This is a genomic window from Streptomyces sannanensis, assembly GCF_039536205.1.
GTDB classification, from domain to species: Bacteria; Actinomycetota; Actinomycetes; order Streptomycetales; family Streptomycetaceae; genus Streptomyces; species Streptomyces sannanensis.
The window spans coordinates 5,758,650-5,774,809 of the sequence record NZ_BAAAYL010000001.1 but is presented as its reverse complement, the minus strand read 5'-3'; the positions used below and the strand labels follow the sequence as shown (position 1 = coordinate 5,774,809).

The following is a 16,160-nucleotide window of genomic DNA, read 5'->3' as shown; positions in this document are numbered from 1 at the left end:
GGGTCTACTCCCCCAGGGGCGCCTGGCGCGCAGCCCTGCGCCCGCCGGTCTTCTTCACCGGCCGCCACGCGACCAGCTCGGCCTCGCTCACCTGGAACCTGCCGAGCAGCCTCTCGTACTCCGCCTCAAGTTCCTCGGCCGGGGCGTCTCCCCACTCGTCGTCGTACTCGTTGTGCCACTGGAGCACCCACGGCATGACCTCGCGCAGGCCCGCGAGCAGCGGGACAAGACGCTCCTTGCCCCAACCGTCCGCGCGCTCACGCGCCTTGAGCAGGTCGAAGAGCGCCTGCGCCTGGTCCTTGTGGTCCCAGCCGGCCCAGCCGAGCATCAGCGTCGAGTCGGCGTCCGGACCGGCCTCGGGGTATGAGATGAACCGCTCCTTGGGCACGTCGAGCTTGCCACGGTTCGCCCAGTAGGACGACTTGAGGAAGTCGGAGGACTTGTACTTGGCGGGCGGCTCGATGTCGAGCCGCTGCCCGGTCTTGTCCTCCTCGCGCTGCAACTTCCAGACGTCCTCCCACTCCTTACGCGTACGTAGACCAGAGTCCTTGTAGCGGATGGCTGCGAGGTACGGGACGTGCTCGTCGGCGACGACCTCGGACAGCACCTGCGCGAGGGGCAGGTCGGGCTTGCCCAGGTGATCGCGTGCATAGAGGGCTGCGACAGAGGTGAAGTCCTCGTCCGTGCTGAGCCGGTCGGCGAGGTTGTTGACCGTCATGGGGCGCGGATTCCGCATCCCGTCGCGGACCTCGTACCAGAGGTCGTTGTTCTCCATCCGGTCCAACAACCATGTCCGCAGCGCAGCCCGCTCCTTCTTCTCCCACGGTTCGGTAGACCAGCGCCGCTTGTGCTCGGGGCGCTCGATCAGCCCGATGCCCTTGGGCTGGCGGTTGATGAGGTCAATCCGGGCCTGGACGATGTCGCGGTACCACTCGGGCCAGTGAGCGGGGATCTCGGTGATGGGCGTCGAACCGTGGCGCGTAAACCACGCGGTCTCCGTCTCCCCAGCCTCCACCTTGCGCGCGAGCACGATCTCGAAGGCGCGCTCACCGAGCTGTACCTCGGGGGTCTCATCGCGCTTGCCCTCAGGCACGGTGCTCTTCGCGACCTCACTGCTGCTGAGCAACCCGTAGAGGCCGCACACCTCCCAGTCCAGCTCCTCCTGCACGGCGATCATCTGCTGACGGATACGAAGGTGATGAGCACGTGCCTCACCAAGGCCAGCCTGCGTGGGCACGCTGGATTCCGCGGCTGCGGACGGCTCGTGCGTGGCTAGCTCCTGAGCAAGCGCATCAAGCTGTCGGCCCAACTCCAGCGGGAGGTTATCAGGAAGGGGAAATCCTTCGAGTTTGGTGCCGGTGAACTCGTAGCGCTCTTCCCAGTCCTCGTCCTGGACGCCACGGCCGAGACCGCTACCTCCCTTACCTTGGCTAACCTGCTTCAGCCAGAAGCACGCCATCGACGAGTTGAGCACTCCCAGCAAGGCTAGGTGCGTGTCTTCAGTCACCCCGTCCGGCAGCTTGATCACGGGCGCAGTTCGCACGAATGCCTTGTTGTCCCGACGGAGTGAGAAATGGTTGTGAGTGGCAACAAAGGGAAAGGAGATCAGCCATTTCGCCCAGTAACGTCGCGGCGAGAAGCTTGAGTACTCATACCAGGTAAGTCCCTGCTCTTCTTGGGTGCCTGACAGAGCCTTACGAAGACGCAGAAATACGCGGCTTGGCCACAGTCTTCGCTCCATACCCGGATCACTCTCCGCCGAGCGAGTTGACCCAGAGTAGGGGAAAATCGCCTCGACCCCCGGCCCAAAACCCCATTCGCGGACCTCAGCACCCCCGAGCAGTGCCCTCACATGATCGCTGGACATATCGCTGCGCTGACCGAATCCGCGACTCGCAAGGTATGCATCATCTTCCCGCGTAACGGCACAGAACCCGATGCTTTCGACAACTCCCCCAAGTTGAGAACGACTGCCAGCAATCAGATTCATAAGGTGACCAGCCCCCCCGCCACTCAATGACCAGGGAAAGTCCGCCAACTGGGATCGCTCTAGATCCTCAACACTCACCCACTCGGAGTCATTGCCAGGTCGTTCATACAAGTCCAGAATGGACCGCCACACCAAACCCTGGGCAGCGCTCACAGGCTGACTCGGCTCCCCCTTCTTGCCAAGTACCGCCCGCACTCTCCGCTTCCCACTCGGCACTCTATTACGACCAATGAGGACTACCGTCGGAGTGCCATGTCCAGGAATATAGGCACCAGAAGTATCAATCACATGCGAAAGTTCCACGCGCTCCCAGAAGAAAACCTGGATTAGCTTCTTACCAAACTCCCGCTTCATGAAAGAGTTGGCAGTAATCTGCCCAACGAGTCCGCCGCCCCCAGCAGATCCACCAGCGCCCTTTACCGCCAGTTCAAAGAGTCGCTGAGCAAACGGAACGGAAAGCGCATACTGGCCAACGCTCGCATCGTAGCCCTTCTTGTAGTTCTCCTTCTCTTGCTTATCCTTCACTGTGATGTACGGCGGATTCCCCACCACCACGTGGTACGACCCCCGGCCCAGCAGGTCCACCCGCTTCGCGTACTCCCAAACATCCTCCGTCGAGTACGCGAACGCCCCCTCCTCGCGCCCGACCGACATCTCCGCGAACAGGGTGTCCAAATCAGTCTGGATACCCGCCGCGTCCCGCCCGTGCAGCAGCGAGTCCCCCACCGCCACGTTGATCGGGAACGGCGGCGCATCGGCCAACCTCTCCGCGCCCGCCGCGCGCATCGCCGCCACCAGCAGCCGGAACCGGGCGATGCTCACCGCGAACGGGTTTTTGTCGCAGCCGTGCACCGACTCCAGCGAGCGGCGGACCAGGGTCCATACCGGCGTACCCGGCTCGGCAGCGCGCCACTTGGCCAACAAGCGGTGGAAGATGCCCAGCAGGAAGTGACCCGAGCCGCACGCCGGGTCGATGGTGCGCAGGCCCCTGCGCTCCTCACCATCGGGGCCGGTCCACGACGGGTTGAGGCCGAACTCGTGCTCCGCGACCGCTGGTTCCAGCGTGAGGTCGAGGATGAACTCCTCCACGAACTCCGGGGTCTGAAGCAGCGCGTACGTCTTGCGCGCGTGCTCGCTCAGGTCCTGGTACAGGTCGCCCAGGAAACGGGTGTCCCACTCCGGGTCGGTGAAGTCGTAGCGGATCTCGCCCTCCGCGCCCCACCGGCGCCAGAAGGACAGCAGATCCGCCGCAGCCTCATAGCTCGGCGTGATGTCCCACAGCGGGTTGTGCGCACGGTCGAAGAGACCGGCCGCCGTGGGGTTCGACTTCGCCAGGTACTCGAAGGACTCAAGCAGCCAGTCACGGTTGTTCTTCGCCGGGTTCTCACGGAAGAACGCCTCGTGCCGGGCCTCCGCCAGCGCCAGCCGTTCCCCCGGGCCGGCAATGAAGGGATCCTCGATCAGACCGTTGTCCTCACAAAAACGGACGAAGACACACGCCAGCACCCAGGCCGCTGCCGACTGTGTCACCCGCTCGTCGCGCCAGGACTCGTACCGGGCCGCCGTCCGACGGGCGTCCTTCGCCTGCTGGTACTCGGCCTCCAGACGTCCACGGATGTCGTCCTCGGATTCGGTCCGCTCCCGCAGGTCGTCCTCAAGGTTCACGACCAGCCGCTTCAGATCCTTGACCAGATCCTTCAGGCGTTCCGCCCGGTCCACACCCACCGCGCTGTCCGTCACTGTCCGCTTCCTTCTCCCCGCACTGCGTCATCCGTCGCGTCCTCTGCGCCGGATGTACCCAATCCTGCCAGCGTACGGGCCCCCTGGAGGTCCGTGCCCAACCCAAAACCCCACCCGCGCCCTTGATCACATGGATAAGGTGATCGTCGTGACGGCTCCGACCACTCCGACGCGCCCCCGGCACACCTTCCTCAAGGCAGGCCAGGACCTCTATAAAGCTGCGCTTGAGTTATCGAACAGCGGTGGGCTCCCCGGGCCGACCGATCACCTTGCGGGGCTGGCGGCGGAGTGCGTGGCCAAGGCGATGCTCATCGACTTCTTCGGCTCGGTGCAAGATTCGCCGAACGCCAAGCCCTACAGCCCGGTCATCGAGGGCATGCCGGGGATGAACAAATACAAGGCGAGCCATGGTCACATGCCGGGCGCGTGGGACCACCTGATGCTCGTGGCGAACGGTCGCCGGGGAGCCGAGGTCCGTAAACACATCCCCCGTCAGAACCCGTTCAAGACGCGATCCGACGCATGGCACGAGTCACACCGCTACCTTGACGGCGACAAGCTGCCCGCCCAGCGCGTGGCCCGGCATCTCGCAGCCGCCCTCAGCCTGATCACCGCGTACAACCACGCGAAGTAGAGAAGCGACCTGACCAGATGACTTCACCACCTCGTTTCGACGACGCCTGGGAGATCGCGTGCGAGCTCGCCCGAGTTGCCGCGGGCAGCGGTCGGGACGTCGTCCTTGTCCGTGACCTGTCCGGCCAAGCCACACTGCTGGTCGACGACAGGAACGACCCCGAGCCACTCGACCCGGAGGGCGACTGGCTCTCTCATCTCCGCGGCGCGTTCGCCGACCGGATCGGCCCCTTCGCCGGTGACGACCCCGTCCAGACGGCCAGCGCTCTCTTCGTCCCGGAGATGTTCTTCGACGCCCCCGAGCTGTACGTGCTCGACGAGCCCGACGAAGCAGGTGCCGGCCGGGTGTCCGTCCTCGAACGGACCGTCGTCGGCGGGGACTGGGCAGCCGTGGGCGCAGAGGTCGAGCAGAAGGAGACCCGCCGGACCCGCCGCGTCGCGCTCTACGGCTTCAAGGGCGGGGTCGGCCGCACCACGGCCACCACCGTCCTCGCCCGGCATCTCGCCGAGCGCGGATACCGCGTCCTGGCCGTGGACCTCGACCTGGAGTCCCCCGGGGTGTCCCATCTGCTGACCGAGCCGGACGCTGCTCCCCCGCACGGGATCGTGGACCACCTGGTCGAGTCCGCCGTCGGCAACGCCGACGGTCTGGAGCTGGTCGGCCGCTCCACCCATCACCAGCCCGAGCACGGCAATGGTGAGATCTGGCTGGCTCCTGCGGCCGGCACTCCGCGCAAGGACCGGCCGTACGACTACCTCGCGAAGCTCAACCGCATCTACAGCGACCTGCCGTCGGACGAGCCGGGCGGGACCCCGCGTCCGTTCGCCCAGCGCCTGGAGGACGCCATCGCCGCCTGCGAGGCGCAGGTGGAGGCGGACGGCCGCCCCATCGACGTGGTGCTGCTCGACAGCCGGGCCGGTATTCACGACATCGCCGCCGTCACCCTGACCAAGCTCTGCGACCAGGCGCTGCTCTTCGCCGTGGACAACCCGTCCACGTGGGAGGGCTACCGGATGCTCTTCTCGCAGTGGCAGCGGCACCCGGACCGGGCCCGCGCCCTGCGCGACCGGGTCAGGATCGTGGCCGCCATGTTCCACTCCGCCGGTGACATAGACCGGCTGGGCACCCTGCGCCGGCATGCCTACGACGCTTTCGTGGACACGCTCTACAACCTGCCGGGGGACGAGTACGCCGAGCCGTTCCTTCCCGCGCAGGGCGATGTGGACGACAAGCCGTACGCGCCCATCCCGGTCCTTTTCGGCAACGATCTGGTCGGGCTGGATCCGCTGCGCAGCCGCAAATGGCCGGAGCTGCCGTTCGTCCGCGCCGCCTACCGCGAGTTCGTCGACACGGTGGAGAGACTGGTGCTGGACCCGTACGAGGACAAGTCATGAACGATCCCGCCGTCCAGGCGACCCGCACGCTGCTGATCGACGCTCTCGGTTCCGCCCCGGACGCGAACACCAGCAGCCCGGACCTGCGGACCATGTTCACCCCGTCCTCCCACCGCCTCGCGCTGGACCCGGACGTGACGGTCGTGCGCGGGGCGCGCGGCACGGGCAAGACGTACTGGGCGAAGGCGTTGACCGACCCCGAACTGCGCCGGGTCGCCGCCGAGTCGTACATGATGCCTCGCCTGCAACGCACCGATGTGATCACCGCGTTCGGCCGGGAAGGCGGAGACGAGCCGGTGTTCCCCGGAAAGCGGGCCATCGCCGCCCTGGTCGAGGCGGGTGTCAAGCCGCTGGACCTCTGGTCGACCGTCATTCTCATAGCGCTTCGCCACCCTGAGGTGCAGGCGCTGGAGACGTGGTCCGAACGCATCGAGTGGACGCAGCGGAACGGCGAGAAGTACGAAGCCACCCTGCGACGCGCCGACCGCGAGGCCAGGGAGCAGGGCAGGTCACTCGTCCTCCTCTTCGATGATCTCGACCACTTGCACAACGACCGACGGCAGCTCGACCGGCTGCTCGGCGGACTGTTCGAAGCCGCGCTGGAACTCCGGCTCACCACCGGCACACTGCGCGCCAAGATCTTCGTGCGGCCCGACATGTACAAGAGCGCCCCACGGGACTTCGCGGACGCCTCGAAGCTGGGCGCCAACGCCACCGACCTGGGCTGGAGCCGGGAGAATCTGTACGGGCTGCTCTTCCACCAACTCGGCAACCACCCCAGCGAGCAGGCGCAGGCCTTCCGGGAAGCGACCGGCGTCTGGCGGCAGGAGGGCGAGGGCCGGTTCATCGCGCCGGTCGATCTCCTCGCGGACCAGAAGCGGCAGGAAGAGGTGTTCATCACCCTCGCGGGCCCCTTCATGGGCACCGACCGCCGCAAGGGGCACACATACACCTGGGTGCCCAATCATCTGCAGGACGGCCTCGGCCGGGTCAGCCCCCGTACGTGGCTGCGTACGCTGCTCCGGTCAACGCAGCTCACCTCCGAGCGATGGGTCACTCACACGCTGCCGCTGCATTACGACGCGATCCGGGACAGTCTCAGTGCCTCGGCCACGGACCGCGTCGACGAGCTGAAGGACGACATCGGGTGGGCCGCGAAGGCCGTCGAACTCCTCGGGGGCAGCCAGGTGCCGATGGAACGCTCGGTTGTGTGGTTCGCCTGGGACAGCAACAAGTTGCGTTCCGAGATCAGCAAGCTGCTCAAGGACGGGGAGCACGGCACCGGTCCCAGGAACCTCGACGACCACGACGAGATCATCCGGGAACTTCTGGATCTGGGTGTCATGACCGAACGCACCAACAGGTCGATCGACCTGCCGGACATCTACCGGCTCGCCTTCGACATCGGCCGCCGAGGCGGAGTCGCGCGTAAGCCGGTGGCCTGACCCACCAACAGCTCAAAGGCGGGGTGCTGTACCTGGCCGGAACCGGGAAACAGCACCCCGCCCCTTCAAAACCCCTCACACCCTCCCCAGCGCCTCCAGGAACGCCCCGTCCAGGTAAGCCAGTTCCCCGTCCCCAGGAATCACCTCGACCGTCCGGCCGTCCAGCAGCGGCTGGGCCGCGCGCGATTCCGTCGGGCAGAGCAGCCACACGCCGTGCGGGTTCTCCGCCGGCCGCCGGGCCGCCCCCTGGAGGGCGACGAGGAAGGCGTGGCCTCCCTCGTCCCAGTACCGGGCGATCAGTCCGGCGTCGTGCAGGAACAGAACCGTGCGCGGGGCCGTGGTGCGGGTCCGCAGGTCGTCGGCGACCCGCTGCCAGACCACCTTGACGAAGCTGGCCAGGCCCGGCTTGATGCGGCCGGGGGCGGAGGCGCCGTCCGCGCGCAGCACCATCTGCCAGTCGTAGCCCTTCTCCGCCACCAGCCGCTGGAACTCGGCGAGGAACACCTCACCCAGGTCCACTGCCCGGACGGGGAAGGCGGCGGCAACGGCCTCGGGCGTACCCGGCAGCCGGACGCCCTTGACGGTCAGGGCCAGAAAGCCGCCGCGCCGGGCCCGCTCCGCGAGCCGCTCGCGGACCGCGCCGTGCGGGTCCTCACGGTCGGCACGGGAGGCGGCGCGGGGCGGCGGCAGGAGGCTGGTCAGGCCACCCGACGCGGTCACCGTGTGGGTGGTCCGGGCGGCAGGCAGCAGGAAGGTGTCGGTGTCGAGGTCGTAGCGGAGGTCGAAGCGGGCCGCCTGGAGGGCGTCCTCCAGTTCGACATGGGTGGGCTCGCGGCCCTCGGCCAGCGCCTGGAGCTCCGGGAACCGGGCCTTGATTCGGGCCACCAGCTCCACCGGGGTGATGCCACGCTCCGCCCGCACGCCCGCACCGGCCTGCGAGATGCGCAGGGCACGTTCCAGACCGAGATCGCGCGGATACAGCTCCAGGCGGGGAGTGGTCTCGACGACCGGGCTTATGGCCGCCCCGAGGGTGACGAGGCGGGTGTCGGCGAGCGGGGCGAGACCCTCCGGGGGCGGTACGGCCCGCAGCTCGCGGACCACCTCCGCGTGCCCCGGCAGCGGCTCCTGCCCGGCCAGCTTCTCCGCCGTCGTGCCGAGCGCGGAGGCGTAGTCGGCCAGTTCACGCGGGCTCGGGTCGTCGGTACCGGGCAGGGACTCGCAGGCGAGCAGGATGGTGTCGCCCCGGCGGTGGACGGCAAGCCGCGGCTCGTGGCCTTCGGTCTCGTCGCCGGTCTCCGCCTCGACGGCGGCGCGTACGACCGCCAGCGAACGGGCGAGGGTGCGCGGTGGGGTGTCCTCGCCGGCGCCATGACGCGACCGCAGCTCGGCCGCCGCCTCATGGGCGGTCATGACCCGCCCGCCGGCGGTCTCGACGATTTCCGCGAGCTCCGTACGGACGGCGCACAGCCACTCGGCCTCCGCCCACTTCTTGATCTCGATGCGGTGATGGCGGGAGACGGGTGGCTGCTTGATCTCGAGGTGGTCGGCGATGCGGGCCTGGACAGGCCAGGGGCCGAGCGGGGACAGCCCGCCCTCCTCCGGCGGGAGGCCGAGGGTGAGCCGTACGACCGGCTCACGGTGAGAGCCCTTGCGCCCCGGCTCGGGGGCGAGCAGGGCGGCCATGTCGTCTATCGACAGGACGCGGAGCGCCTCCGCGCCCACCATCTCTGCACTCTGTGCGGCGGTCTGTCCCGAGGGAGCCGATGCCACGGCCGCGGGCTTACCGCGCAGGGCAGTGGCCCACTGCTTGCGCCGCCGGTTGAGCTCCTTGCGGACGAGGGCGCCGGCGCCCCGGGCCTTGGAGATGGCGTACGGCTGGATGTCCAGCAGCTGGCCGACCTTCGTGGCGCCCAGGCCGTTGGCCACGGAGACGGCACGCGGGGAGAGACCGGCGGCCTCCAGGAGCGTGTCGGCGTCGGCCGCTTCCGCCGCGCGGTCCCGGGCTTCGTCGGTGTCCTCGGCCGCGGTGCCCACGGTGGACGGGGTGGTGGTGGGGCGGGTCGCGTCGGCGGCGCGGAAGACGTCCTGCCAGGCGTCCTTCATCTGCCGGAGGGTGTCGAAGCGGCGCTCGATCTCGCGGTGCAGGGCGCGTTCGAAGAAGGCGCGCAGGCCGTCTCGCAGAGCGGGCTCGAACAGCTCGTCGGCGATGTGGAGTTCGGCGGACTCGTTGGTGAGCGGATCGACCTGGCCGTCGCCCCACAGGGGCCGCTCGCCGCCGGCCATCTCGTGCAGGGTGACGGCCGCGGCGTAGTACTCGGCGTGGTCGTCGTAGTGGGTGCGACGGACCGACCCCAGGAAGGGGTCGAGATACCCGCGGGTGCCCGCCTTCACGTCGCGGTCGGAAGCATCGGTCAGGGAGAAGTCGAACAGCTTCAGCTGCCAGGTGCGGTCCTTGCGCCGGTGGATGCCGAAGTTGTCGGGCTTGATGTCCCGGTGCCGCAGTCCGTGCGCGGCCAGCTGGTCGAGAGCCTGGAAGAGGTCTTCGCCGAAGCGTTCGAGCTCGTGGTAGGTGAGCCGGCCCTTGCCGCGCAGCCGTGCGCCGAGGGACTGCTCACCGGCGTATTCCAGCTCCAGGACGGTCCGTCCGCCGATCTCGCGCAGCTCCTCCCCGCGCAACTGGACGACGGCCCCGCCGCCGACGAGTTTGAGCGCCCGGGCTTCGGCACGAAGCCGCTCCGCCTTCTCCTCGTCGAGCGCCACCTTGAAGACGTGCTCGTCGATGCGTACGTCGCCGTCCTCGTCCTCGACCGCCCGCTCCACCAGCAGGGCACGGGCCGTGGCGCCCGTACCCAGAACGCGGCGGACCGACCACTCGGCGTCGAGGGCCTGGCCCGGCAGGGCGTCCAGCGGGTCGGCGGCTGCCGCCGTGGACTCGGGCAGGGCACCGGCCCGCTCGGCCTCGTCCAGCAGGTCCAGGAAGGCCTCAGCCGAGCTCAGCCGGTCGTTCACATCGGAGCGGGTGGCCGAGAAGACCAGGTTGTCCAGGGCCTCCGAGAGCCCGTCCGCCACCGCGAAGAGACGCAAGCCCGAGTCGGCGCGCAGGCGTTCGGTGAGTGCGCTGCGCTGCCGGGCCGGCGGCTGGCCGGTCAGGATGAGGTGTGCGACGGCGCCCAGACCGAAGATGTCTAGATCGGCTGGGTCGGCGTACGGCTGGTCGGTCTCGGGCGCGAGATAGACGAGGGCCTCGTCCTCGATCAGGGCGGCATCGAGGGCCGAGCCGCCGATGGACCGGAAGAACGTGGCGTTGCTGTCGAAGTCCCGGGCGGCGGTCTGCCAGTCCGTGATCCGCAACTCGGGGGCGGCCCCGTCGCCGCGGAAGGACACATAGACGGACCGAGCCGCGAGCGCGCGGTGGTACAGGGACCGGTTGTGGGCGTAGCGGACGGCTTCGGCGAGCTGGCGCACCATGTCGAGACGGAGCTCGGCAGTGAGCTTGCTGCCGTACGTGTCCAGGTACTGGTCCAGGCGCAGGTCCGTCTGGCGGTGGCGGAAGAGGATCGCCGGTCCCGCCTCGTGCTCACGGAACTCGACCGCATCGACGATGCCCCGGTGCGTAATGCCTTGCAGTACCTGGTATTCACGGCGGGCGGCACGCTCCGTGGTCTTCCTGGCGACATCCGTCGCCCCCTGGCTGACCAAGTAGATGCGGACCCGTCCCTCCTCCTGTACGAGTCCGTCGTCACGTACGGCGAGGCGGTCCTCCCAGGACGTGCCGGCGTCGAGGGGGTGCGCGCGCAGCTTCCAGGTGTCGCCGAACCGGAGGTGCCCGGTGGACTGGCGGATGCCGATGGTGCGCAGCAGCCTGGGCAGCGTGTGACGGGAGAACTCCGGCGTGATGCGCCGCTCGGGGCGGTCCGGGGGCAGTCCGAGGAAGTCCTGCCAGATGCGGGCCAGCCCGCCGGCTCCGTCGTCGCGTCCGTAGACCCGGATGCGCTGGATCTCGTCCAGGTGACTCGTCAGGTCGGGGGACGACAGGAACACGGCGGGCTCGATCCGCGGCACATCCCGCTCGTCGATCTTGAGCTTGCGGGCGGCCCAGCGCAGCTGGCTGCGGAGTTCCTTCGATTTGATGTCGTTGAAGTGCAGCGGGTTGTTGATGGTCCGCGTGCGGTCGCTGCCGCGGAAGCTCCAGGTGGAACCTGTGTTGTGCAGCTCTCCCGGGTGGCTCTTGATCTCGACCAGGAACAGGCCCGCCGGCACGGCGACGAGCAGATCGCATTCGTTGATCCGTCCGGACTGAGCGGTGAAGGAGAAGGTGGCCCAGGCCCGGTACGGTTCTGCGGCGGGCAGCAGTCGGCGGACATGGTCCAACGCGTCCTGCTCCCACGCATACGGCGAAGGCCGCTCCTGGAACCACTGCTGGGCGGGCTTCGGCGGGCCGGGCTTGGGTACGGGCTTCCCCCCAGTTGCTGTCACTTTCCAGCCTCCCTCACACCCCGTGCCCGGCCCAACCGGGCAAACCACCTGGTAGACCCTACCGTGCGCCTTCCCGGAAGCACCCGGCGTCAGATGCGGCCGATCACTCGATGCGCGCGCCCATCAGCCGCTCGATGGCTGTGAGGATCTGTTGCAGGGCATCCGGCTGGACGGCCAGTTCCGTCAGGGAAACCGACGGCCAGCCGGTGAAGCCCTTCTCCCGCTGCACCGAGAGCTTCTGCTGGAGTCCGTCCACGGCAGGCAGGGAGTCGGCGAAGGCGGATGCGGCCTCCCGGCCCAGGTGATGGGTAATCGATCCGAAACTGAAAGCGAGATCATCCTTGTCCGGGTTCTCGCGCAGTGACAGCGTCCAGACAGGCACCTGCTTTCCCGAGGCCGGAACATAGACGGAGAGGCTGGGGTACGCCGCTTTGTTCCCCACAGGCCGCCCCATAGCAGCCGCGTGATCAAGCAGCGCGCGGGCGGCTTCCCGCTGCTCGGGGCCACGGCTCTCCAGCGCCGCCTCCATGTCGGCCCGGGTCCACTGTCGGCCGCTCCGGCCGGAGCCCGTCTGAATCTTGTTTGCCGTGGCCACCTCGCCGTGAACCCTCGGAACGAGCACGCGGTGATCACCGTTGCCCCGGTACTGGGTCAGCTCGACCGCGTAGACATCGGTCTGCCGCAGCTGACGGTTCAGGAACTCGACGATGGCCCTGAGCTCCAGAGGTATCCGGTCGGCCACGAAGAGCAGCCGCATCCGTCCGGCCGCGAGCCGCTCCTCAACGGTTGCCCAGAACTCGTCAGGTGACTGGCTGCCCAGCAGTTCCTGGTAGGCGTCTTCGACGCTTCGCCCGTCCGCGGCACAGGTTTCTTCGAACGTCTGCTGAAGCAAAGCGGCAGGCCAGTAGCGCGCCCCGTTGGCCGCGTAGTCGAGCATCTGGCCCACGACCTCGCGTCGTATGCGGGTGTCGGACGCCCGCTTGACCTCCACCAGGGTCGGCACCCCGTCCGCGTCCACGAACAAGTGGTCCAGCCAGTACGTCGAGTTACTCTCAGCGCCGGTGGGAACCCTCATCTCGCGCGCCACCAGAACAAGTCGCAGGGGGCGCCCGTCGGCCAGCGAGCCAAAGTCCAGGATTCGGGGGTGACGGGCGAGAAGTGCCTGGAACTCCGCCTCCGTATCGAAGGCGGCAGGCTCCAGAGCGTTCAGGCCCTCGCCCAACAGAAAAACCGGCTGCTCGGTCACATCAGTCCCCATCCCCATGAAAGGTGAGCGCAGTTCGATCGCCTATGCCGCGGCGCAATCGTCCCAGGTGGAGGCTCATCTGAAGGTGCAGCTCAACGAACGTCAGCCGACGGTGTTGTAGTGGGCCAAACAAGGGTGCCCCGACGGCGTCTGGGGCAGCTCGTACAAACGGAGCTGTCGGGCGCTGCAGAACCGAGGGGAGCCGAAGGTATCCCGTCGGCGGGGCAGTGGAGCGCCATGCTTACCAGCGTCGGCCGGCGCTATCTGGCCCATGGCACCTCTCCGCCCGAGCAGTCGAGCAGGACCGTTGAGGCCGAACATGCCGGCACCTCCTGCAGACGCCGACATGTTCGGCGCAGCTCCGCACGGGACTCAGGGGAGACGGGTGAACCAAACAACGCCATCCGTCAGTGGACCTGCGTGGCAAAGGCCGCGTACGCCGCCTCGTCGAAGAGGACGAACCGGACCTCCTCCACGGCCGTCTCCGTGTCCCGCACCGTCTGCACCGCGATCCGGGCGCCGTCGTCGATCGGCCAGCCGTAGATGCCGGTGGAGATCGCCGGGAAGGCCACCGTGCGCGCACCGAGCTCGTCGGCCACCCGCAGCGACTCGCGGTAGCAGGAGGCGAGCAGCGCCGAACGGTCCTCGTCCTTCGACCAGACGGGGCCGACCGTGTGGATCACCCACCGGGCGTCGAGCCGGCCCGCGGTGGTGGCGACGGCCTGGCCTGTGGGCAGGCCCTTGCCGTAGTGGGAGGCGCGCAGCCTGCGGCACTCGTCGAGGATCTCCGGCCCGCCGCGCCGGTGGATCGCGCCGTCGACGCCCCCGCCGCCGAGGAGGCTGGAATTGGCGGCGTTGACGATGGCGTCGGCGTGCTGCTGGGTGATGTCTCCGCGTACGAGCCTGATCTCGGTCATGGCTTCACATTACGGAGCCTGCGCCACACCGCCCTGGCGGCGTGATGCCCCGACATGCCGTGCACACCGGGGCCCGGCGGTGTCGCGGCGGAGCAGAGGAACACCGACGGGTGCGCGGTGGCGTACGGCACCCGGGCCAGCTTGGGCCTGATCAGTGTCTGCAGACCGGCGAAGGCGCCGCACGCAAAGTCGCCGTTCACATAGTTGGCGTTGCGCGCGGCCAGCTGGGGCGGGCCCGCGACGGCCCGGGCGAGCACCAGGTCGCGGAATCCGGGTGCAAAGCGCTCCAGCTGGCGCTCGACGACCTCGGTGGCGTCGCCCTCCCAGCCGCTCGGAACATGTCCGTACGCCCAGAACACATGCTTGCCCTCGGGGGCGCGGGACGGGTCGACGAGCGACGGCTGTGCGGTGATCAGGAAGGGCACGGAGGGGTCGCGGCCCTCGACCGCGGCGCACAGCGCGGCGTCGATCTCGCCGGCGGTCGGGCCGACATGGACCGTACCGGCCCGCCTGGCCTCCTCGGCCGTCCAGGGGACCGGCCCGGACAGGGCATAGTCGATCTTGAAGACGGATGCTCCGTACCGGTACCGACTGTAGGCGTTGCCGAGCCCGGCGATCCGCGCCAGCGCGGTCGGCGAGGTGTCGAAGACGTACGCGCGGGCGGGCGGCAGCTCGTCCAGCCGCTTCACCTCGGTGCCGGTGTGGATCGTGCCGCCCTGCTCCCGCAGGTACGAGGCGAGGGCGTCGGAGATCGACTGGGAGCCTCCGCGCGGTATCGGCCAGCCCACCTCGTGCGCGGCCAACGCGAAGACCAGGGCGATCCCGCCGGTGGCGAAACCGCTGGTCGGCGCCACGGCATGGGCCGCGAGTCCGGCGAAGAGCCCGCGGGCCCGCTCGTCCCGGAACCGGCGGGAGACCCAGGTCGCGGGCTGTAGGGCGGTCAGCCCGAAGCGTGCCAGCCGGTAGGGGTCGCGGGGCAGCCCGTCCCAGGGAGTGCGCAGGAAGTCGGCCGCCAGCGTCTGCCAGTGACCGAGGAACGGCGCCATCAGACGGCGGTACGCACCGGCGTCCCGCGGGCCCAGCGAGGCCGCGCTCTCACCGACCGAGCGCGTCAGCACCGCCGCGCCGCCGTCCGGGAAGGGGTGCGCGAGCGGCACGTCCGGGTGCAGCCACTCCAGGCCGTGCCGGTGCAGGGGCATCGCCGCAAAGGCCGGCGAGCCGATGCCGAGCGGGTGCACGGCGGAGCAGGGATCGTGCCGGAAGCCCGGAAGCGTCAACTCCTCCGTGCGGGCACCGCCGCCCACGGTGTCCTCCGCCTCGAACACCGCCACCGAGAAACCGCGGCGGGCCAGCTCTGCGGCGGCGGTCAGTCCGTTCGGCCCCGCCCCTACGACGACGACATCGAGCATCGACGGCACCTTCGGACTCCTTCGTCTGCCGACGGTCAGCGACCCCCAGGATATTCCCGGACAGCGCCGATCTCCGCCGGGGTACTGTCCCGCCCGTGAACGACGACGCGATCCGGGCCATGGCGAAGCAGCTGATTTCGATCCCCGGTGTGGACGCGGTCACTCTCGGCGGCAGCCGGGTCCGCGGCACACACCGCGCCGACTCCGACTGGGACCTCGGCGTCTACTACCGCCGATCCGAGCTCGACCTCGGCGCCTTGTCCTCACTGGCGGCCGAAGTGAACGGCTCACCCGTCGAGTTGGCCGGTCCCGGCGAGTGGGGACCGTGGGTCGACGGCGGGGCCTGGCTGTCCGTGGACGGCGTCGCCGTCGACTGGATTCTGCGCGACCTCGACCGGGTCCGGCGCATCCGGGCCGACTGCCGGGCCGGCCGCTACGAGGTCGGTGTACAGCCGGGCCACCCGCTGGGCTTCTGGTCGCCCGCCTACGCGGGCGAGGTGGCACTGGGGCGCGTACTGGCCGACAGGACCGGCGAACTGACGTCACTCCAGGCGCAAACCCTGGTCTACCCGGAGCCGCTGCGCACCGCCCTGGTGGAGGCCGCATGGGAGGCGGACTTCTCCGTGGCGGCGGCCCGCAAGTCGGTACGGTCCGGGGACGGGCTGCACGTGTCCCTGTGCCTCTCCCGCGCCTTCGGCATCCTCGCCCAGACACTGCACGCCCACGAGCGCGTGTGGTGCATCAACGAGAAGGGCGCCCTCGCGGCCGCCGCCGCGCTGCGGTCCGCTCCACGGAACCTCACCGACCGGACTCACGCGGCCTTGACGTCCCTCGACGCGCCCGCGGTCGAAGCGGCGGCCGAACTGGTCCGTGAGGTGAGGTCCGCAACGGCCTGAGACCGGTCGAGCG

At 69.0% G+C, this 16,160-nt stretch carries 9 protein-coding genes; 4 read left to right on the top strand and 5 right to left on the bottom strand.

All coding sequences use genetic code 11. The features are described from left to right. Positions 1-4: 4 nt before the first annotated feature. Entirely contained in the window at positions 5-3,730 is a 3,726-nt protein-coding gene (gene pglX, locus ABD858_RS27020) for a BREX-2 system adenine-specific DNA-methyltransferase PglX (RefSeq protein WP_345042215.1), read from the bottom strand. 130 nt (positions 3,731-3,860) lie between these two features. Between pglX and ABD858_RS27015 the strand changes: the two genes are divergently transcribed. The 3 genes from ABD858_RS27015 to ABD858_RS27005 are packed head-to-tail and all read left to right on the top strand — an operon-like array spanning position 3,861 to position 7,203. Continuing rightward, a complete protein-coding gene (locus ABD858_RS27015; protein WP_345042213.1) occupies positions 3,861-4,364 on the top strand; it encodes a hypothetical protein in 504 nt (167 codons plus the stop codon). A 17-nt stretch (positions 4,365-4,381) separates the two neighbouring features. Next, positions 4,382-5,758, top strand: coding sequence for a KGGVGR-motif variant AAA ATPase (locus tag ABD858_RS27010; RefSeq protein WP_345042211.1), 1,377 nt, complete (start codon positions 4,382-4,384; stop codon positions 5,756-5,758). Beyond that, entirely contained in the window at positions 5,755-7,203 is a 1,449-nt protein-coding gene (locus ABD858_RS27005; protein ID WP_345042209.1) for a hypothetical protein, read from the top strand. The genes ABD858_RS27010 and ABD858_RS27005 overlap by 4 nt, the downstream gene beginning before the upstream one ends. A gap of 75 nt (positions 7,204-7,278) precedes the next feature. On the opposite strand, the gene pglW is transcribed toward ABD858_RS27005, so the two are convergent. From pglW to ABD858_RS26985, 4 genes are all read right to left on the bottom strand, one after another. Further along, the gene (pglW, locus tag ABD858_RS27000) at positions 7,279-11,679 is read right to left on the bottom strand and encodes a BREX system serine/threonine kinase PglW (protein WP_345042207.1); all 4,401 of its coding nucleotides are present in this window, start codon (positions 11,677-11,679) and stop codon (positions 7,279-7,281) included. A gap of 103 nt (positions 11,680-11,782) precedes the next feature. Beyond that, positions 11,783-12,925, bottom strand: coding sequence for a hypothetical protein (locus tag ABD858_RS26995; protein WP_345042205.1), 1,143 nt, complete (start codon positions 12,923-12,925; stop codon positions 11,783-11,785). A 407-nt stretch (positions 12,926-13,332) separates the two neighbouring features. Continuing rightward, a complete protein-coding gene (locus ABD858_RS26990) occupies positions 13,333-13,842 on the bottom strand; it encodes an O-acetyl-ADP-ribose deacetylase (protein WP_345042203.1) in 510 nt (169 codons plus the stop codon). Continuing rightward, positions 13,839-15,260 carry a phytoene desaturase family protein gene (locus tag ABD858_RS26985; protein ID WP_345042200.1) on the bottom strand — a complete coding sequence of 474 codons (1,422 nt, stop codon included), beginning with the start codon at positions 15,258-15,260 and terminating at the stop codon, positions 13,839-13,841. The genes ABD858_RS26990 and ABD858_RS26985 overlap by 4 nt, the downstream gene beginning before the upstream one ends. A gap of 110 nt (positions 15,261-15,370) precedes the next feature. Between ABD858_RS26985 and ABD858_RS26980 the strand changes: the two genes are divergently transcribed. Further along, the gene (locus tag ABD858_RS26980; RefSeq protein WP_345044919.1) at positions 15,371-16,147 is read left to right on the top strand and encodes a nucleotidyltransferase domain-containing protein; all 777 of its coding nucleotides are present in this window, start codon (positions 15,371-15,373) and stop codon (positions 16,145-16,147) included. Positions 16,148-16,160 lie beyond the last annotated feature (13 nt).